General features: G+C 70.8%; 14 protein-coding genes and 1 pseudogene. 2 read left to right on the top strand and 13 right to left on the bottom strand.

What is annotated here, in order from left to right; translation table 11 throughout:
- Positions 1–74: 74 nt before the first annotated feature.
- The 10 genes and pseudogenes from AB0I49_RS09815 to AB0I49_RS09770 all read right to left on the bottom strand — a co-directional run bounded on the left by AB0I49_RS09815 (position 75) and on the right by AB0I49_RS09770 (position 13,930).
- Positions 75–1,388, bottom strand: a complete 1,314-nt coding sequence (locus AB0I49_RS09815) for an alpha/beta fold hydrolase (protein WP_363226312.1) — start codon at positions 1,386–1,388, stop codon at positions 75–77.
- A 241-nt stretch (positions 1,389–1,629) separates the two neighbouring features.
- Positions 1,630–2,247: a TetR/AcrR family transcriptional regulator gene (locus AB0I49_RS09810; protein WP_363226310.1), complete on the bottom strand. Its 618-nt coding sequence runs from the start codon at positions 2,245–2,247 to the stop codon at positions 1,630–1,632.
- Complete coding sequence (locus AB0I49_RS09805) at positions 2,235–3,083, bottom strand: enoyl-CoA hydratase family protein (RefSeq protein ID WP_363226309.1); 849 nt, start codon at positions 3,081–3,083, stop codon at positions 2,235–2,237. The genes AB0I49_RS09810 and AB0I49_RS09805 overlap by 13 nt, the downstream gene beginning before the upstream one ends.
- Positions 3,080–4,708, bottom strand: coding sequence for a 4-coumarate--CoA ligase family protein (locus tag AB0I49_RS09800; protein ID WP_363226308.1), 1,629 nt, complete (start codon positions 4,706–4,708; stop codon positions 3,080–3,082). The genes AB0I49_RS09805 and AB0I49_RS09800 overlap by 4 nt, the downstream gene beginning before the upstream one ends.
- Before the next feature lie 68 nt (positions 4,709–4,776).
- Complete coding sequence (locus AB0I49_RS09795; protein WP_363226307.1) at positions 4,777–5,928, bottom strand: acyl-CoA dehydrogenase; 1,152 nt, start codon at positions 5,926–5,928, stop codon at positions 4,777–4,779.
- Positions 5,929–6,063: 135 nt separating this feature from the next.
- Positions 6,064–8,199, bottom strand: coding sequence for a biotin carboxylase N-terminal domain-containing protein (locus AB0I49_RS09790; RefSeq protein ID WP_363226306.1), 2,136 nt, complete (start codon positions 8,197–8,199; stop codon positions 6,064–6,066).
- 7 nt (positions 8,200–8,206) lie between these two features.
- A complete protein-coding gene (locus AB0I49_RS09785; RefSeq protein ID WP_363226305.1) occupies positions 8,207–9,826 on the bottom strand; it encodes a carboxyl transferase domain-containing protein in 1,620 nt (539 codons plus the stop codon).
- The gene (locus AB0I49_RS09780) at positions 9,823–11,589 is read right to left on the bottom strand and encodes an acyclic terpene utilization AtuA family protein (RefSeq protein WP_363226409.1); all 1,767 of its coding nucleotides are present in this window, start codon (positions 11,587–11,589) and stop codon (positions 9,823–9,825) included. Before AB0I49_RS09780 ends, AB0I49_RS09785 begins: the two co-directional genes overlap by 4 nt.
- A gap of 470 nt (positions 11,590–12,059) precedes the next feature.
- A pseudogene (locus AB0I49_RS09775) lies at positions 12,060–12,848 on the bottom strand (TIGR03084 family metal-binding protein); the annotation flags it as partial.
- A 506-nt stretch (positions 12,849–13,354) separates the two neighbouring features.
- Positions 13,355–13,930, bottom strand: a complete 576-nt coding sequence (locus AB0I49_RS09770; protein WP_363226304.1) for a TetR/AcrR family transcriptional regulator — start codon at positions 13,928–13,930, stop codon at positions 13,355–13,357.
- A gap of 286 nt (positions 13,931–14,216) precedes the next feature.
- On the opposite strand from AB0I49_RS09770, the gene AB0I49_RS09765 reads away from it, so the two are divergent.
- Positions 14,217–14,930 (top strand): DUF2306 domain-containing protein, encoded by a 714-nt coding sequence (locus AB0I49_RS09765; protein WP_363226303.1) that lies wholly within the window; start codon positions 14,217–14,219, stop codon positions 14,928–14,930.
- 70 nt (positions 14,931–15,000) lie between these two features.
- Here the strand turns inward: AB0I49_RS09765 and AB0I49_RS09760 are convergent, their stop codons facing one another.
- Complete coding sequence (locus AB0I49_RS09760) at positions 15,001–16,047, bottom strand: EamA family transporter (protein WP_363226302.1); 1,047 nt, start codon at positions 16,045–16,047, stop codon at positions 15,001–15,003.
- Between the two features lie 69 nt (positions 16,048–16,116).
- Between AB0I49_RS09760 and AB0I49_RS09755 the strand changes: the two genes are divergently transcribed.
- Positions 16,117–16,986 (top strand): LysR family transcriptional regulator, encoded by an 870-nt coding sequence (locus AB0I49_RS09755; RefSeq protein ID WP_363226301.1) that lies wholly within the window; start codon positions 16,117–16,119, stop codon positions 16,984–16,986.
- Between the two features lie 151 nt (positions 16,987–17,137).
- Here the strand turns inward: AB0I49_RS09755 and AB0I49_RS09750 are convergent, their stop codons facing one another.
- Both AB0I49_RS09750 and AB0I49_RS09745 read right to left on the bottom strand, forming a co-directional pair.
- Positions 17,138–18,148 carry a DUF4928 family protein gene (locus AB0I49_RS09750; protein ID WP_363226300.1) on the bottom strand — a complete coding sequence of 337 codons (1,011 nt, stop codon included), beginning with the start codon at positions 18,146–18,148 and terminating at the stop codon, positions 17,138–17,140.
- A 108-nt stretch (positions 18,149–18,256) separates the two neighbouring features.
- A complete protein-coding gene (locus AB0I49_RS09745) occupies positions 18,257–19,489 on the bottom strand; it encodes a DNA cytosine methyltransferase (RefSeq protein WP_363226299.1) in 1,233 nt (410 codons plus the stop codon).
- Positions 19,490–19,513: the final 24 nt, after the last annotated feature.

Below are 19,513 nucleotides of genomic sequence, written 5' to 3'. Positions count from 1 at the left end.
CGAAGGCGAACAGCGTGACGCCGGCCGGCCGCGCGGGCATCGAGCGCGACCGGCCGGTCGGTCGGGCGAACGGGCTAGGGGATGACGAGCGGCCCACTGTCGGCCTTGGCCGCCTTCACGTCCCACTCGCCAGGCTGGTAGGCGTGGACGTCGAACTTCCACGACCCCTCCACCTTTGCGCCCTTGGCGGCCGGAACGTCTTTGGTGCGCACCTGGGTCCACCGCTCGTAGACGCTGCTGGACGGCTTGTCGTGCGCGCCCCAGTAGCCGTCGCGCCAGAGGATGCCGTCAGCGTGCACGTCGCAGTTGACGCCGCTCACACCCGTGTACCACCAGGTCGAGAAGGGGCTCCCCCACCAGTAGCCGCAGCCGCGGATCTGAAGTTCGGTATGGACGTCGAAGGGCTGCTTCTGGTCGTTCGAGGCCCTGGTCGCGACCACGCAGGACTGGGCGTGGGCGCCGACCCAGCCAGCCGACTTGGGCCATGAGCCCTTGCCCCAGTGGTCGGCCAGTTCCCCGCAGCGGACCTGCGCGGCCTTGGGGGTGTGGGCGCCGTCGGGATCCGCGATCAAGTGGAGGGTCTTGTCGATGGTCCACTCGTCATTGGCGATCTGATCGTGCCCGACGCAGGGGGAGACGAAGTTGTCCGCGCCCTTGAGGATGCTGGTGCGGCCGGAGTGCTTGAGCGACTTCTCGCCGTCCTCGTCCACGCCGACGACCGTCTTGTCGCACCAGTAGGTGGTGGGCGGCGCCATCGGTTCGTCGCCGACGTTCGACCGGAACGTCGCGTAATGGGTGTCTCCTGGAGTTTCCGTGCCGCCGTTCAGCCAGGTGAGAAACCCCGACCCGGCGTCCATCTCCCTGGCCTGCACGTCGCATTGGGGGATTCCGGGAATACAGAAGTAGGAGAGTATGGTGCCGTGGTTGGGGGTGGCATAGGTGACCAGATGCGCCGTGGTCTTGTGTCCCCCGTTCTGTTTCAGATAGGCGCGGGAGACCAGCCCGCCCATCGAGTGGGCGACGATGTCGATCTTCCCGTCGGGCGACTTGCCCAGCAGGCCCTTGTCATGGATGAAGGCATCGAGCTTATCGGCGAGGGACCTGATGGGCGTGGCGCCATTGCCCTGCTGGGACAGGGAGCTGTAGTCGAATCTGTACAGCTCGTCCGGGCTGTAGCCGTAATTCTCGACCTTGTTGATCATCTGGCCCCACGTACCGGGGCCGGAGTGCCAGCCGTGCACGAACACGATCGGACGGTGGGCGAGCTTGGCGCTCACGGGGGCCGCGGCGGATGCCGCGGAGGCGGCGGGAGCGAGTCCGAAAGCCGCCGACGCCAATACCAGCACGGCGATCACGGAGGCCCGCAGCGCCATTAAGTGCGATCTCATGAATTCCTTTTCCGACATAGGGAGTTCGGGGAGTTCGAGAACTCCAGAAACTCCGGGAAGTGGATCTACGCCGGAAATTGACCTTATCCGCCCGTCATGCCCACATCAATCATGCGACTGGCATATGGCTGGTTTCCATCACGTGACACGTGCGCGACACCAAGACGAAGACCCTCGGCCATTCACGACTGAGGGCCTTCCGCTGCTTCTCCGCGTGCGTGTTACAGCACGCACGCGCCTGTCACCGCCGGCTCTTGAGCACGCAGTCCACGATGTGGGCCCACTGCTCCACGACCCGCTCGCGCCGCGCGGCGTCGTCCGTCAGGAGGTTCGCGAGCCCCAGCCCCCGGGCCATATCCAAAAGACCCTGCACGGTCTCGCGGATGCCCGGTACGCGCTCGTCGGCGCCCAGGAGCTCCACGGCGATGCGGTGGGTCTCGCGGCCGACGCGGGCCTCCAAGTCCACGACGCGCGGACAGAGTTCGGCCTCGTTGGAGGCGGCCACCCACAGTTGGAGGGCGGCCCGGAAGAGGGGGCCCGTGTAGAGGTCCACCAGGGCGCGGACCACGGCCCGGGTCCGTACCGGGCTGGGCCGGGAACCGTGCGGGGCACGCATCGCGAGGGTGCGCATCGCCTGGGAGCGGACTTCGGCCACGTACTCCACGGCCGCCGTGAACAGGTCCTCCCGCGTGGGGAAGTGGTGCTGTGCCGCCCCCCGCGACACACCCGCCCGCTCCGCCACGACCGATACCGTCGAGCCCGCCCAGCCGTACTCGGCGAGGCAGGAGATCGCGGCCTCCAGCAGCCGCTGTCGGGTGACGCGGCTGCGGTCCTGTTTGGGTACGGTCACGATGCCCATGCCGGGTCCCGCCTCTCCAGAAAGGCCGTCATGCCCTCGCGGGCCTCCGGCGAACCGAACAGCCGCGCCGACTCCGCGGCCAGCGCCTGCGTGTCACGGTCGAAGGCCCGTAGCACCTCCGCCGTGACCAGCCGTTTCGACGCGGCCAGCCCCTGCGGCGAGCCCCGGCGCAGCCCGTCCAGCACGGGTTCCATGGCCTCCTCCACCGAACCGTCCACCGCGAGCGTCACCAGGCCGATCCGCGCCGCCTCCGCCGCGTCGAACCGCTCGCCGGTCAGGTAGTACCGGGCCGCGGCCCGCGCGTCGAGGCGCGGCAGCAGCGGCATCGAGATCACGGCGGGCGCGAGCCCCAGCCGCGCCTCGGTGAACGCGAAGCTCGAACCCGGCCCCGCCACCGCGATGTCGCAGGCGCCGAGGAGTCCGAGCCCCCCGGCCCGTACGTGGCCGGTGACGCGGGCGACGACGGGTTTGGGCAGTTCCACGACCGTACGCAGCAGCCGAGCCAAGCCGTCCGCCCCGGCGACGGACACCCCCGAACCCCCCTCAGCCCGATCCGAACCGCCTTCACTCCGACCCGAGCCGACCCCTCCCGCCTCCGAGGTGGCCTCGCTGAGGTCCGCGCCCGCGCAGAAGGTGGTGCCGGTGTGCGTGAGGACGACGGCGCGCGTGGCGTCGTCCTCGGCAGCCGATGCCAGCCCCTCGTACAACTCCCGTACCAGCCGCCGCGAGAGCGCGTTGCGGTTGTGCGGTGAGTCGAGCGTCAGGGTGGTGATCCCGCCGGCGTACGAGCGCCTCACCAGAGGGTCACCGGATCGCTCATCGCTCAACGCTGTCATCCCGACCGTCCTTCCATCTCCCGCCCCAACACCCGCTCCATCTCCCGTTCCCTGTGCCGCAGTTCGCGCCGCAGCAGTTTGCCGGAGGCGGCTCGCGGCACACTGTCGACGAACTCGACGCGCCGGACCTTCTTGTACGGGGCGACGCGCCCGGCCACGTACTCCATCACGTCGCCCTCGCTCAGCGTCCCGACGCCCGAGTCCGCCACCTGCCGCACCACGTACGCCTTCGGGATCTCCTCGCCGTCCGCGTCCCGCACTCCGACGACCGCCGCGTCGGCGATCGCCTCGTGCGCCAGCAGCACGGCTTCGAGTTCGGCGGGGGCGACCTGGTAGCCCTTGTACTTGATCAGTTCCTTCACCCGGTCCACGACATACAGCCACCCCTGCTCATCCACGCTCCCGATGTCCCCCGTCCGCAGCCAGCCGGCCGGGTCGATCATCGCAGCCGTCTCGTCGGGCCGCCCCAAGTACCCCTTCATCACCTGCGGCCCGCGCAGCACGATCTCCCCCTCCTCTCCGGCTCCGAGGTCTCTGCCGTCCCCGTCCAGGGACACGATCCGCAACTCGGTACCGGCCACCAGCCGTCCCACGGAGCCGGGCGGCGCGTTGTGCACGGTGGACAGCGGCCAGATGGTGGCGCACGGGGACAGCTCCGTCATCCCGTAGCCCTGCATGATCGGTGGCAGCCCGAGCCGCCGCGCGCACGCCGCCGCGAGCCCGGCGTCCAGCGGCGCCGCCGCGCTGACGACGTACTCCAGCGACGACAGGTCGTACCCGGTGGCCGCCGGGTGCTTGGCCAGCGCGAGCACGATGGGCGGGGCCACGTACACGCCGTTGACCTGGTACTTCTCGATGGCCGACAGAAACTGCCCGACATCGAAGCGCGGCAGCACCACGACCGTCGCACCCCGCCGCAGGGGCGCGTTCATGAGCGCAGTAAGGCCATAGATATGGAAGAACGGCAGCACGGCCAACACGACTTGACCGGGCCGGGACGGGACGAGTTCGTCCAATTGCGCGAGGTTGGTGGCGATGGAGCGGTGCGTGAGCATGACGCCCTTGGGGACGCCGGTCGTGCCCGAGGAGTACGGAAGGGCCGCCAGGTCCCGCGCGGGATCGATGCAGACATCCGGCGCCGGCCCGGCAAAGCCGATCATGTCCTGCACCGAGCGACACCCCTCGGCCCGGTCGCAGACGACGATCTCCCTGACGCAGCCGACCTTCTCGGCAGCCTCGCGAACCTGGCCGAGCAGCGGCGAGACGGTGACGATCCACCGCGCGTCGCAGTCCCCGAGCTGCTTGGCCAACTCGTCGGCCGTGCAGAGCGGATGAACGGTGGTGACGGTCGCCCCCGCGCGCGTGGCGGCGTAGAAGACGACAGGGAAGGCGATGGTGTTGGGGCTGATCAGAGCCAGCACATCGCCCTTACACACCCCGCTGTCGGCAAACGACGCGGCCAACCTGTCTACAGCGAGGACGAGTTCGGCATAGCTGATGGTGCGCCCGTCGAGACCGTCGATCAGGGCGGGCCGGTCGCCGAACTCGGCGGCGCGCCCCAGGACGGCCTCATGAATGGGCAGATCGACGAGAGCAACGTCGGCGTACTCGCTGCGGAATTCCATGGCGGATCTCCTGGCGCTCGATTCAGTACGGCTTTTGTGCGTCTCAGGTCCGGCCCGACGGCGGCGGCTCAGTACGACTTGGGAAGGCCCAGCGACTGATGGGACACGTAGTTGAGGATCATTTCCCGGCTGACCGGCGCGATCCGGGCGACCCGAGCCGCAGTGATCATGGAGGCGAGCCCGTATTCCCTGGTCAGGCCGTTGCCGCCGAGAGTATGAACGGCCTGGTCGACGGCCTTGACGGCGGCTTCCCCGGCCGCGTACTTCGCCATGTTCGCGGCCTCGCCCGCGCCCGCGTCGTCCCCCATGTCGTAGAGCGCGGCGCCCTTCTGCATCATCAGCCGGGCCAGCTCGATGTCGATGTGGGCCTGCGCCAGCGGGTGGGCGATGGCCTGATGGGCGCCTATCGGCTCCTTCCAGACCGTACGCGTACGGGCGTAGTCGACGGCCTTGTCCAGCGCGTACCGCCCCATGCCGAGCGCGAAGGCGGCGGTCATGATGCGCTCGGGGTTGAGCCCCGCGAACAGCTGGAGCAGCCCGGCGTCCTCGTCGCCGACCAGCGCGTCGGCGGGCAGCCGCACGTCATCGAGGACCAGCTCGAACTGCTTCTCGGGCGCGGCGAGCTCCATGTCGATCTGATGCCGATCGAACCCGTCCGCGTCGCGCGGGACGATGAACAGGCAGGGCTTGAGCTTGCCCGTACGCGCGTCCTCGGTACGCCCCACGATCAGCGTGGCCTCCGCGATGTCCACGCCCGAGACGAAGACCTTGCGCCCGTTCAGTACCCAGCCGTCGCCGTCCCGCCGGGCGGTCGTGGTGATCCGGTGCGAGTTGGACCCGGCGTCGGGCTCGGTGATGCCGAACGCCATCTTCCTGGAGCCGTCGGCGAGACCCGGCAGCCAGCGCCGCTTCTGCTCCTCGGTGCCGAAACGGGCGATGACGGTGGCGCAGATGGCAGGCGAGACGATCATCATGAGCAGCGGACACCCGGCAGCGCCCAATTCCTCAAGGACAATCGCCAGTTCGCTGATCCCGCCACCCCCTCCCCCATAAGCTTCCGGAAGATTCACACCGAGATATCCAAGTTTCCCGGCCTCGGCCCATAGCTCGTCGCTGTGCTTGCCGTCGCGGACGACGCCGGCGAAATACTCGCGGCCGTAGCGCTTGCCGAGCGCGGCGACGGCCGCGCGGAGGTCACGTTGTTCCGGGGTCTCGATCACGAAAGGCTCCTTACGACACGAACGACACGCACGACACGTACAGACACCGGACAGACCACGCCATCCGACAACCCATCCGACAACCCATCCGACAACCCACCTGACGACCCACCTGACAACCCATCAGGAGCCGTCTCACGCAGGCGAATCGGCGACAACAGCAAGAAGCGTCCCCAACTCAACCTGCCGACCGGGCACAGCATGAAGCTCGGCGAGCACCCCGTCGGCGGGGGCGGCCACCCGGTGCTCCATCTTCATGGCCTCAAGCCACAGCAGCGGCTGCCCGGCGGCCACCCGGTCGCCGACGGCGAGCCCGTCGGCGAGGCGGATGACGGTGCCGGGCATGGGGGCGAGCAGGGAGCCGGGCTCGGTACGGGCGGCGGGGTCCGGAAAGCGCGGCAGAACGGTAAAGGCAGAAGCCCCGTCCGAAGAATCCACGTAGACACGATCGCCGTATACAGCAACAGCGAAGACCTTCTCCACGCCACCGACTTCGAGAAGAACCCCGTCTGCCGCGAGGGCGAGCAACCGCACCCCCGGAAACCCATCGGCTGACAACCCGTCCCGCCCAAGCCGATAGCGAACCTCGCATTCTTCGCCCCCGGGCTCCGTCCGATAGGACTTGCGCTGGGGGGCGGAGGGCACGTTCCGCCACCCGCCGAACCGAGAGCGCCCACAGGAATCGGCGAGGGCGGCGGCAAGAGCCGCGACACGTATATCCCCGCCATCCGACGGTTCGGCCGTCAGCTCCGCCAGGTTCCGTTCGTAGAAACCGGTATCCAACCGCGCGGCGACGAAGTCAGGATGCCGAAGCGACCGGACCAGCAAATCCCGATTCGTCACCGGCCCGTGGACCAGGGCCCGCTCAAGCCCACGGGCGAGCAGCCGCACCGCCTCCCCCCGGCTCGGCGCCCAGGCGATGACCTTGGCGAGCATGGGGTCGTAGTGGACGCCGATGAGATCCCCGTCGGCGACGCCCGAGTCGACGCGCAGCCCGGTCCGGCCGTCAGCCGGGTACGCGCGGGAGGCGACGGGTTCGCAGGGGCGGGGGTCCGGGACGCTGCCGTGTATTTGTGGGCCGGAGTTCCGGGTTCCTTCTGAGTTCCGGGTGAGCGGCCCGTAAATATACGGTCCCGGACCCCCGCCCCGGAGAGCCCGGCGCCGCACCCCGACGCTCCCCTCCCCGACGCTCCGCTCCCCCGCAGGACCCCCCACACCCGGCACGGAGAGCCGATGCAACACCCCAGTCTGCGGCGTCCACCCCCGCCCCGGATCCTCCGCGTACAATCGGGCCTCCACCGCATGCCCCACCGGAGCCGGCGGCAGGCCACTCGGCAGCGGCGACCCCTCCGCCACCCGCACCTGCCACGCCACCAGGTCCAGCCCGTACACGCACTCCGTCACCGGATGCTCCACCTGGAGCCGGGTGTTCATCTCCAGGAAGTACGCGCGCCCGTCCCCGGAGACGAGGAACTCCACCGTGCCGGCGCCCTCGTACCCGATCGCCCGCGCCGCCTCCACGGCCGCAACGTGCAGCGCCTCCCGCACCTCGGGCGCCAGCCCCGGCGCCGGAGCCTCCTCGATGACCTTCTGGTGCCGCCGCTGAAGGGAGCAGTCGCGAGTGCCGAGCGCCCAGACAGCGCCGTGAGCGTCGGCCAGCACCTGCACCTCGACGTGGCGCCCGCCCTCGACGTAAGGCTCCAGAAAGACCTCGCCGTCCCCGAAGGCGGCGGCGGCCTCGGCACGCGCGGAGGCCAACGCGGCGTCCACGTCACCGAGTTCACGGACCACCCGCATCCCCCGCCCGCCCCCACCGGAAGCGGCCTTGACCAGCAACGGCAGGTCCCGCTCGCCGACCGCCTCCGGCAGGACGGGCTCAAGCAGCGGCACCCCGGCCGCCCGCATGATGTCCTTGGCCCGCGTCTTGGAGGCCATGGCCGACATCGCCGCGGGCGACGGCCCGACCCACACCAGCCCGGCATCGGCGACCGCCCGCGCGAAGGCGGCGTTCTCGGAGAGAAACCCGTAGCCGGGATGCACGGCATCGGCCCCGGCGGCGAGCGCGGCCTTCACGATGAGGTCACCGCGCAGATACGTATCGGCGGGCGCGTCCCCCGGCAGCCGCACGGCGGCGTCGGCGTCGCGTACGTGCGGGGCGCCGGCGTCCGCGTCGGAGTGCACGGCGACGGTGGAGATGCCCAGCTCACGGCAGGTACGGAAGATACGGCAGGCAATCTCACCACGGTTGGCGACAAGAAGAGCGTTGATCACTGATGCCTCACATCCGGAAGACGCCGAACCCACCACGCGCCCCCTCGACAGGCGCGGTGTGGACGGCGGACAGACACAGCCCGAGCACGGTGCGCGTGTCGCGCGGATCGATGACGCCGTCGTCGTAGAGCCGCCCGGAGAGGAACATCGGCAGCGACTCGGACTCGATCTGCTGCTCCACCATGGCCCGCAGCCCGGCATCGGCCTCGTCGTCGTAGGGCTGCCCCTTGGCGGCGGCGGACGCGCGGGCGACGATCGACAGCACCCCGGCGAGCTGCTGCGGCCCCATGACGGCCGACTTGGCGCTGGGCCAGGCGAAGAGGAAGCGCGGATCGTAGGCGCGCCCGCACATGCCGTAGTGCCCGGCCCCGTAGGAGGCGCCGATGAGGACGCTCAGGTGCGGCACCGTGGAGTTGGAGACCGCGTTGATCATCATCGCGCCGTGCTTGATGATGCCGCCCTGCTCGTACTCGCGCCCGACCATGTAGCCGGTGGTGTTGTGCAGGAAGATCAGCGGGATGTCGCGCTGGTTGGCGAGCTGGATGAACTGGGCGGCCTTCTGGGACTCCTGGCTGAAGAGAACGCCCTGGGCGTTGGCGAGGATGCCGACGGGATAGCCGTGAAGGGCGGCCCACCCGGTGGCGAGGCTGGGCCCGTACAGCGGCTTGAACTCGTCGAAGTCGGAGCCGTCGACGATCCGGGCGATCACTTCGCGCGGATCGAAGGGGACGCGCAGATCACCGGGAACGATACCGAGGAGCTCGTCCTCGGAGTACTGGGGCGGCTCGACGTACGACCCGGGATCGGCATGCGTCTTACGCCAGTTGAACCGGCAGACGACCCGCCTGGCAAGGCGAATGGCGTCGGGCTCGTCGAGGGCGAAGTAGTCGGCGAGCCCGGAGGTGCGGGCGTGCATGTCGGCGCCGCCGAGCGCCTCGTCGTCGCTCTCCTCGCCGGTGGCCATCTTGACCAGCGGCGGACCGCCGAGGAAGACCTTCGCCCGCTCCTTGACCATGATCACGTGATCGGACATGCCGGGTACGTACGCGCCGCCGGCGGTGGAGTTGCCGAAGACGACGGCGACGGTGGGGATGCCGGCGGCGGACAGCCGGGTGAGGTCCTTGAAGAGGGCGCCGCCGGGGATGAAGATCTCCTTCTGGCTGGGGAGATCGGCGCCGCCGGACTCGACGAGGCTGACGACGGGGAGCCGGTTGGCGTAGGCGATCTCGTTGGCGCGCAGGGCCTTGCGCAGGGTCCAGGGGTTGCTGGCGCCGCCGCGCACGGTCGGGTCGTTGGCGGTGATGAGGCACTCGACGCCCTCGATGACGCCGATGCCGGTGACGAGGGCGGCGCCGACGGCGTAGTCGCTGCCCCAGGCGGCGAGCGGGGAGAGTTCGAGGAAGGGCGTGTCGGGGTCGAGGAGGAGTTCGATCCGCTCGCGGGCGAGGAGCTTGCCGCGCCCCCGGTGGCGGGCGACGTACTTCTCGCCGCCTCCGCCGATCGCCTTGGCGTGCTCGGCGGTGACGGCGGCGAGCTTCTCCAGCATGGCCTCGCGGTTCGCGGCGTAATCGGCGTAGTCGGCCGCTTCGGGGCCGGACAGGTCGAGCCCGGATGCGAGCACGGTCACAGCAGCACCTCCGGAATGTCCAGGTGACGGGAGCGCAGCCACTCCCCGAGGGCCTTGGCCTGGGGGTCGAAGCGCGCGCGGTAGGCGACGCCGAGGCCGAGGAGCCCGTCGACGACGAAGTTGAGGGCGCGGAGATTGGGAAGTACGTGCCGAGTGACATCCAACTCCGCTGCCTCCGGCAGGAGTTCGCAGAACCGCTCGACGGTCAACTCGTGGGCGAGCCACCGCCAGGCGAGGTCGGTACGGACCCACACCCCGACGTTGGCGGAGCCGCCCTTGTCGCCGCTGCGGGCGCCGGCGACGAGGCCGAGGGGGGCGCGGCGGCGGGGGCCGGAGGGGAGCGGGGCCGGGATCGAAGCCGGGATCGTACGGTCCGGGCCCGGGTCGAGCTCCGCGTCCGGGCCCGGGTCCGGCTCCGGCGCCGGCCGCCCCTGGGACGCGGCGCCCACATCCACCCGCCCCCCGTCCGGCAGTACAGCGACATGGGGAACGCCGGCCGCGTCCGTATAGGCGGCCTCGAAGACGCCGTACGGTTCGCCCTTCCCCGGCGGGGCAGTCACATGAAATCCGGGGTAACTGGCGAGGGCCAGCTCGACGGCGGCCCCGCTGACGGCGCGCCCGACGGCCTCCTGGTCCTCGTCGCGTACGACCAGCCGCAGCAGCGCACTCGCCTCCTCCTGTACGGGCGCGTCGGCGCGGTCCGTACGGGCGAGGGTCCAGCGCACCTCGGCGGGCCGCCGCTTCGAGGCGTCGAGGGCGGCCTCCAACTGCCTCTGCACGAGGCGGGCCTTGGCATCGATGTCGAGGCCGGTGAGAACGAAGACGACTTCGTTGCGCCAGCCGCCGAGGCGGGTCAGCCCGACCTTGAGGGTCGCGGGCGGCGGCTCGCCGCGCACGCCGTCGATACGGACCCGGTCGGGCCCCTCCTGGGTGAGCCGTACGGTGTCGAGTCGGGCGGTCACGTCCGGGCCGAGGTAGCGGGGGCCGGCGGTCTCGTAGAGGAGCTGTTCGGTGACGGTGCCGATGGTGACGGCGCCGCCGGTGCCGGGGTGCTTGGTGATGACGGCGGAGCCGTCGGCGTGCAGTTCGGCGAGGGGGAAGCCGGGGCGGCGCAGCCCGTTCCGGCCGAATGCCTCGCCGGATGCCTCGCCGAAGAGCTCGCCGAAGAAGGAGTAGTTGCCGCCGGTCGCCTGGGTGCCGCACTCCAGCACGTGGCCCACGACGACAGCCCCCGCGAGGCGGTCGTGGTCGTCGGGGGCCCAGCCGAACCGGGCGGCGGCGGGCCCGGTGACGAGGGCCGCGTCGGTGACGCGGCCGGTGACGACGACGTCCGCGCCGGCCCGCAGGCACGCGGCGATGCCGGCGCCGCCGAGGTAGGCGTTGGCGGTGAGCACCCCGTCCGGCCAGGTGCGCGCGCCGAGCAGATCGTCCCCCTCGACGTGCGCGACGCGCACCGGCACGCCGACGCGCTCGGCCAGCTCGCGTACGGCCTCGGCGAGTCCGGCGGGGTTGAGGCCGCCCGCGTTGGCGACGAGCTTGACGCCGCGTTCGGCGGCGAGCCCGAGCCCTTCCTCCAGCTGCCGGAGATACGTTTTTGCGTAACCGCGCGCCGGGTCCTTGAGCCGATCCCGGCCGAGGATCAGCATCGTCAGCTCGGCGAGGTAGTCGCCGGTCAGGACGTGCAGCTCACCGCCGGTGAGCATCTCGCGCAGGGCGTCGAAGCGGTCCCCGTAGAAGCCGGAGGCGTTGCCGATGCGCAGGATGCCGTCGGCTCCGCCGAGGGCGGGGGTGGGGGTGGGGGCTGAAGCGGGGGTGGGGGCTGAAGCGAGGGCGGGGCTGGGGCCGGCCGTACGAGCGGGCGTGTCACGCGGGGCGCGGGGGTCACCGGGGCGCCCGCCACCCGGCCCGTACGCGTCCGGCGGCGCCTGCCGCCCCGTCACTGGTCCGACCCGCGCGACTCGCGGCCCGGTTCGGCGGGCGGGTGCCCGGGCCCGCCCGGTCCGGCGGGTGGTTGCCCTGTCCCGCCCGGTCCGGCGGGTGGCCGCACTGTCCCGCCCGGTCCGGCGGGCGGGTGCCCTGGCCCGCCCGGTCCGGCGGGCGGGTGCCCTGGCCCGCCCGGTTCGACGGGTGGTTGCCCGGCCCCGCCCGGTCCGGCGGGTGGCCGCACTGTCCCGCCCGGTTCGACGGGCGGTTGCCCGGCCCCGCCCGGTTCACTAAATGCACGGCGTGAGCCACCCGGCTCGCGCCCCGCCCCCGCCGGCCCCGCGAAGGCCTGGGCGATGTCCAACCAGTGGTCGGCGTCCGGGCCTTCGGCCGTCACCGCCACCTCCGAACGGTGCGCCCGCTGCGTGACCAGCAGGCAGAAGTCCAGCGCGGGCCCGGTCACCCGCTGGGCCGCGTCCGGAGGCCCGTACGACCACACGTCCCCGTCCGGCGCCGTCAGCTCCACCCTGAACTCCTCGGCGGGCGGGGTGAGTCCGCGTACGGCGTAGGCGTAGTTCCGGGCCCGCGCGCCGATGCGCGCCACGTGCCGCAGCCGGGCCGTGGGCTCGCGCGTCACACCCAGCGCGTCCGCGACGTCCTGGCCGTGCGCCCAGGTCTCCATCAGCCGGCCCGTCGCCATCGAGGCGACGCTCATCGGCGGCCCGTACCACGGGAGCCGGACCCCCTCGGGCTGCCCGGCGAGCACCCGGCCCACCCGCTCGCGCCCCGCCCGCCAGCGGGCGAGCAGTTCGGGGGGCGGCAGGGCGGCGCCCAGCGCGGCGCCCTCGTCGACGAAGGTGTCGGGCGCGGCGAGCCCCTTGTCGAGGAGCGGCTGGAAGGCTTCGGCCCCCTCGGTGGACCGCAGGGCGCAGTCGTCCGTCCACGCGAGATGCGCGATCTGGTGGGCGATCGTCCAGCCCGGCGCGGGCGTCGGCGCCGCCCACCGCTCCGGGGCGATACGGGCCACCAGGCCGTCCAGTTCCTCGCCCTCAGCCCATAGATCGCCGAGAATGTCCGCTACCTCCGCTGGACCGGCCACGCCGCGCTCCCCTCACCGAGTAACTGAGCCACCGACTCCGACCGCCTCGTCGCGCCACGTGCTGCCGCGCGCCGGCGCGTCCCGCTACGCCCGTACAGACACGGCGCGTTGGGGCGCTCCAAGCGTGGCAGCGCAATCCGAGCGTGGCAGCGCACGGCGAAACAATCAAGCGTGATTGCATTAATCATGGCGAGCACACAGGAAGACAAAGGGCCGCGCGGCCCCGCCGCGCAGCCCTCCGACCCCCGCCCGCCGCCACAGGCAAGCCGCCGGAAGGCACGCCCGTACGCACCCGGAAGGCATGCCCGTACGCCCGCCGGGGCCACCAAAGCCGGCCGGAGCCGGCCAAAGCCCGCCAGAGCCGCCGCCACCGACCCCCAACGCACGCCCCAACCCCGACGTACGCCCTGACGCACGCCCCAACCCCCGACGCACGCCCCGACCCTCGACGCATGCCCCAGCCCCCGACGCACGCCCTGATTCCCGACGCACGTCCCAACCCCCGACTACAGCCCGAAGATCGCGACCAAGGTTCCGGCGGCGAGGTCTTCCGCCGGCTCGTCCATGGCGAACCGCCGGTGGGGTCGGCGCAGGCTGAGCACCGCGAGGCCGTGCACCGTGGCCCACAGCGATCTGGCCATCAGTTCCGGTGCGGGCTTCGCGGGAATGAGCCCGGCCCGCTGGGCGTCGGCGACCGCGCTCAGGAGCACCTCGAACGATTCGTGGCCGATCGGGTCGGCGCCCGGATGGCTGCGGAACATCGTGATGAACAGGTCGGGGTGGTCCTGCGCGAAGCGCACGTACGCCCCGGCCAGACGGAGCAGCCGCTCGCGCGCCCCGGCCGCGTCCGCCGCCGCCCTCCTGAGGCTGTCGAGCAGTGTGGCGTAGCCCTGCTCGGCCACTGCCGCCAGCAACTCGTCCTTGCCGCTGAAGTGGCGGTAGGGGGCGGCCGTGCTCACGCCGGCCCGGCGGGCGACCTCGTTCAGGCTGAACTGCTCGTGCCCTCGTTCGGCGAGGATCTCCCGCGCCCCCTCGATCAGCGCCTGCCGAAGTGCGCCGTGGTGGTAGGTCGCCCGTGTCACCGACTGCTTCTCCTCTTCTCCTCACTGGCCGCACCTGACCGGCCACACCTGACTGGCCGCACCTGACACACCGGAACGCCGCGAGCGGCTCGGACAACTGTGGCCGGTTTTATGTTACTGCCTCTAACATCCCTTGTTACGTTGAAGGTATTCACATTGGGGCACCGTGAAACCGCATGGAGTTCGGATGACTTCCACCGCACCTTCCGCACCCTCCGCTCCCCCCAAAGAACCTTCCCCCAAAGCGTTTTCCCGGCTGAGGCGCGCGCAGTGGAGCTGGGTCTGGGTGGCCCTCTCCTCGCTGGCGGTCGCCGGCTACTTCACCGGCCAGTACGCCCAGGGCACGCTCGACTCCCTGGCGCACCAGCACGTCGGGCTCTCGGACGCCTACGCCTCCCGGGCCCTGCCGATCCGCATCGCCTTCTACGTGCACATCGTGACCGCCGGGCTCGCGCTGGCGCTGGGCCCGTGGCAGTTCTCCAAGCGCCTGCGCAAGCGCCGCATACGGGTACACCGCGGCATCGGACGCGCGTACCTGGCCACTGTCGCGCTCGGCGCGGTCTCCGCCCTCGTCATGTCGATGTTCAACTCGGTGGGCCTGCTGGGCTTCTTCGGCTTCGGCTCACTGGCGGTGTTATGGGGATGGACGGCATGGCGCGCCTACCGCGCCATCCGTGAACGCGACATCCGGAGCCACCAAGCCTGGATGATCCGCAACTTCGCGCTCACCTACGCGGCCGTCACCCTGCGGCTCTGGTTCGGGTTGCTGATTTTCATCCAAGTACCCTTCGTGCACGGCCCGGACGCGGCAGAGGCCATCTTGGAACAGGCGTACGCGCCCCTGCCCTTCCTGGCGTGGCTGCCCAACATCGTCATAGCCGAGTTCCTGATCCGTCGCCGCGGCCTGCCGGCGCTGCACCTCACCACCACGCCTCCCGCCGCCCGGCGCGGCGAGCCTTCCCCGCAGCCCCCGGCCGCCGCCGGACGGCCTGCCGCGTGACCCGGCCGGAGAGGCCCGCCCAGGCACCGCCCCGACACCACCGAGGGCCCACCACGCACAAACCCCAGCGTCACTCCCCCACCGGCAGCACCATCCGCCCCTCGCCGCCCACGACCGGCACCGACTCGCCACCACCACCGCTGCCATCGCTGCCACCGCCACCGGCATCGCCGCCACTGCCACCGCCACCCCTCCCCGAAGACGTACGAACAGCCCCCACGCTGGCCACCACCACCAGCAGAATGGCCACCCCCTCGGCCACCGACAGGGACTGCGACAGCAGCAGAAACCCGGCCGCCGCGCCCGCCGCCGGCTCCAGGCTCATCAGCACCGCGAACCCCGACGCGGGCAGCCTGCGCAGGGCCAGCAGTTCCAGCGTGTACGGCAGTACGGACGACATCAGCGCCACCGCCGCGCCCAGCCCGATCGTCGCCGGGTCCAGCAGCGCGGCCCCCTTGCTCGCGACGCCCAGCGGAATGCTCAGCACCGCCGCGACGCTCATCGCCAGCGCCAGCCCGTCCGCCTTCGGGAAGCGCTGCCCGGTACGGGCGGACAGCAGGATGTACGAGGCCCACAGCACCCCCGCCGCCAGCGCGAACCCCGCGCCCGCCGGGTCCAGCGAGTCGAAGCCGCTGCGCCCCAGCAGGAACACCCCGCCCAGCGCCAGCCCCGCCCACACCAGGCTCACCAGCCGCCGCGAGGCCGCCACCGACAGCACCAGCGGTCCGAGCACCTCCAGCGTCACGGCCGCGCCCAGCGGAATCCGGTCGATGGCCTGGTAGAAGAGGGTGTTCATGCCCGCCAGGGCCGCGCCGAAGACGCACACCAGCAGCCAGTCGGCGCGGGCGTGGCCGCGCAGCCGGGGCCGGCAGACGGCCAGCAGCACGACGGCGGCCAGCACCAGCCGCAGCGTCACCACGCCGAGCGCGCCCGCGCGCGGGAAGAGCAGCACCGCCACGGCCGCGCCGAACTGCAACGACACCACCCCGCCGATCACCAGCGCCACCGAGGTGAGCCGCCCGCCGCCGGGAGCGGCAGGCGCCGCCGCCCCGGACGGCTCGGACAGGGGCGCCGCGGGGGCGTCAGAGGTACGGGCGTCGACACGTGCACGATTCATGCACCCCACGCTAGGTATCACCCGGCGCTGCGTGAAATGCCTCTTTCCCTGCCCTTATGCTCCGTGGACATGACCATCGAGCTGCGTCACCTCCGGTGCTTCCTCGCCATCGCCGAGACCGGCAGCGTCACCCGTGCCGCAGCCGGCCTGCACCTCACCCAGCCCGCCGTCTCGCGCACCCTGCGCCGGCTGGAGACCGAACTGGGCACCCGGCTCGTGGACCGCTCCACCCACCACCTCGAACTCACCGAGGCCGGCCACGCCTTCCGCGCCAAGGCCGCGGCGGCCGTCGCCGCCTTCGACGACGCGGTCGACGTCGGCCGGCTGCGCCCGTGGCCGCTGCGGCTCGGCCACGCCTGGTCGGCGTTCGGCGCGTACACGACACCCCTGCTCCTCGCCTGGGCCCGCGCCCACCCGGAGACGCCGCTCGAATTCCTGCGCATCGACGACCGTACGGCCGGCCTGGCGCACGGCGCCGTGGACGTCGCCCTGCTACGGGGCGAGATTCAGGCCCCCGGCCTGATCACAGAGGTCATCCTCACCGAACCCCGCCTGGCCGCCGTCCCCACCGCCGACCCCCTGGCCACCCACCCCGAACTCACCCTCGCGGACCTCGCCGACCACCCAGTAGCCCTCAACACCGTCGCAGGCAGCACCACCCTCGACCTCTGGCCCCCGGCGCGCCGCCCCACCGCCACGGTCACAGTCGCCAACAACGACGACTGGCTCGCCGCCATCTCCGCCCGCCGAGCAGTAGGCGTGACCACCTCGGCCACCGCGGTGATGCACCAGCACCCGGATGTGGCATACGTACCACTGCCGGATGCTCCCGGGCTGCCGGTCTCGCTGGCCTGGCGCGAAGGTCCGGGGCACCCTGCGATCCCAGCCCTGGTATCGCTGGCCCGCGAGGTGTCACGGGGCGAGACGGCCGGGAACTGAGCTTCTGCTGTGAAGGCGGCTGATCCCCGCGACGCCGGTGGCAGGCGGTCCCCGACGCAGCCGTCGCGACAGTGGCGCCGCTCGTGGCGGGCCTCTGCCGCAAGAGACGGGCGGAGCGCAATCGTCGCCGGTGCACAGATGCCGAGGCTGCTCAGAGGTTCATAGGGATCTGGATCTTCAGGGACTTGTCGGCTTCAGCCTGGTCGATACGAGCGTTGTACTCGTTGAGGAGTTCGCGCAGGCCGTCGCGGACAGCAGCCTTGCCGAAGCCGGCTATTTCCTCGATGTTGGTGCCGACGAAATCCTCAATGGACTGGATAGCGATCTTGTGGGCCATACCGAGATCCTGCGCGATCTGCGTAGCGCCTACGACGCGATTGTCGGGGACGAGGACCCGGGGTCGATAGCCGTGGCGGAGGTTATGGGCACAGCGGTTCGTGAAAACGCTCTCGCCGGGGGACATGGTGACGTGAATGGCCGTGTCGCCGATCTGGTAGTCACCTGCCCGTCCGGTCTGCACGTCAGCAGTGGTGTAGCTCTCGACGTTGACGTCCTCGTCGGGGAAGCGGATCTTCAACTTGGCTCCCACGAGGTGCTGGGCGATGGCGCCGGCCGTGTTGCCGCCGCGCTGGCGGCCGGCCTCGATGAGCGCAGCGATCACCGTACGCACCGGACTGTCCGGGTCGATCTCGGCCTCGATGCGTTGGCGGCCGAAGTAGTCCTCCTGTATGCGTTCCACGAACCACGCTTGAAGCAGCGAAGCCAGGGCGGCGCGCTCCATCATCGAATAGCTGGCCACGTTCGCGCTCTCGCCCCCCTCGTTGAGAAGCTGCGCGATAGCTCGGGCATGGTCCGCCGTCGCCCGTGAGGTGCGGCCGCCTTCGCTGGTGAACTGGCGGGTCTCGCCGTGCTGGGCGAGCAACACTCTCGCCTGCCTGCCGCTGGCCGTCTTCACCTGGGAGCGTGTCAGGAAGTCGCCAGGTTCGAGGGGGTAACACTGGGCGAAGAACTCCGTCACGTACAGGCCGGCGCACATGACGTTGGCGTTCACGGTGCCCTTGGAGTCGCGTTGATCCTCGTACCAAACCGCCAGGGCGCCAATGAGCACTTCGGCTGTGCCCTTGACCGCGGTCGTGACGGCTTCGGGCTGCGGGGCGACCATGTGTTACTCCTGGCGTACTGGGACGGTTGAGGCAACGTGGTACGAGAGAACTTCAGCGGAAACGCGGGCCCTGAGACCGGCCCGGTCCGAAGGCCGGGTACGACACGGTCACTGTGCGTCTGAACGCCGTGGGTCGGGGACCTGACCGTCGGCGAGCGTGCCGGCGAGCAACGGCTGAAGGTAGTGCTTCGCCAGCCAGGAGACGGCATCCACGCAGACGGCGTCACCGAAGCCCATGATCGCCTGATTGCGCTTGACGGGGAGCTTGTACTGTCCGGCGCCCATGAGCTTGGCGTACTCGCGCGCGGTCATCCAGCGCACGCGCAACGGCTCCCCCTTCTGCATGCGCACCACGGCCTGCTTGGAAGAGCCGCCGCGGGCAGTGCGCAGGCAGCCGGCCACGTCGTCTTGGCGAATCTCCCAGGCCGGAACGCCATTGCGGGTACGGCGGTACGCGGTGCGGTAAGAGACCTCTGGCTCGCGGCTCAGCTCCTCGACGCGGAGACGGTTGATGTCCGAGAGCTGGGCGGAGAACTTGTCCACGCGAGTCTTGTCCCACCACTCCACGTACTGATCGTCGTCCGCGTCCACAAGAGACGTCCAGCCAGTGCTTCGCATAGCGGGCGGCTCCGCCCGCAGGAGGGTGCGGTGAGTATTGAGAGCCTCATCGTCGAGGACGCCGTCCAGCCAGGACGGACGAAGCTGAGTATCGCGACGCTCGTCGAAGGGCACGTTCTCCGCGGTACCGGCGATCACGAATAGGCGCGGCCTGGACTGGGGCACGAAGCGGCGTGCGTCCAGCGTCACGATATCCACCCAGTAGCCGAGTTCGTTCAAGCGTTCGACGGCGGCTTTCATGTCAGCCCCCTTATGACTGGTGGCGAAGCCGTTCACGTTTTCGAGCGCAATCACCGGGGGCACAGCCCCGTCGCGTTTGCCCATCGCCTCGACGACCTTGATGAAGTCCCAGAAGGTGCTCGAGTGCTCGCCGACCAGCCCGGAACGGCCGCCCGCCAGGGACAGATCCGTGCAGGGAAAAGAGGCCCAGGCCAGCTGCACGCGCCCAGGAGCCGAGTCGCCCGCGATATCGCCGGCGATCTTTCGGACGTCCCTCAGCACATAGTGGTCTTCGTCATCCTGGAAATGCCCCGAGTACATCTCCTGTTTCTGAGGGTCGAGGTCGTTGGCCCAGGTGACGTGGAAACCGACCCCTGCCTGCTCCAGACCCATCCGGGCCAGCCCGATCCCGGCGAAGAACTCGGCCACCTCGAATCGCGCCGTACCAGCGGGTACGTCGGAAGCGTCGGCGGTCTCGGAATCGGAAGCCAGAGTTGCAGTCACGCGCCAGATGTTACGGGAGAGGAC

It is taken from the genome of Streptomyces sp. NPDC050617 (assembly GCF_040654795.1).
In the GTDB taxonomy this organism is placed as follows: domain Bacteria; phylum Actinomycetota; class Actinomycetes; order Streptomycetales; family Streptomycetaceae; genus Streptomyces.
Note: the sequence above shows the minus strand (reverse complement) of the source record. Positions and strands in the feature narration are given on the sequence as shown.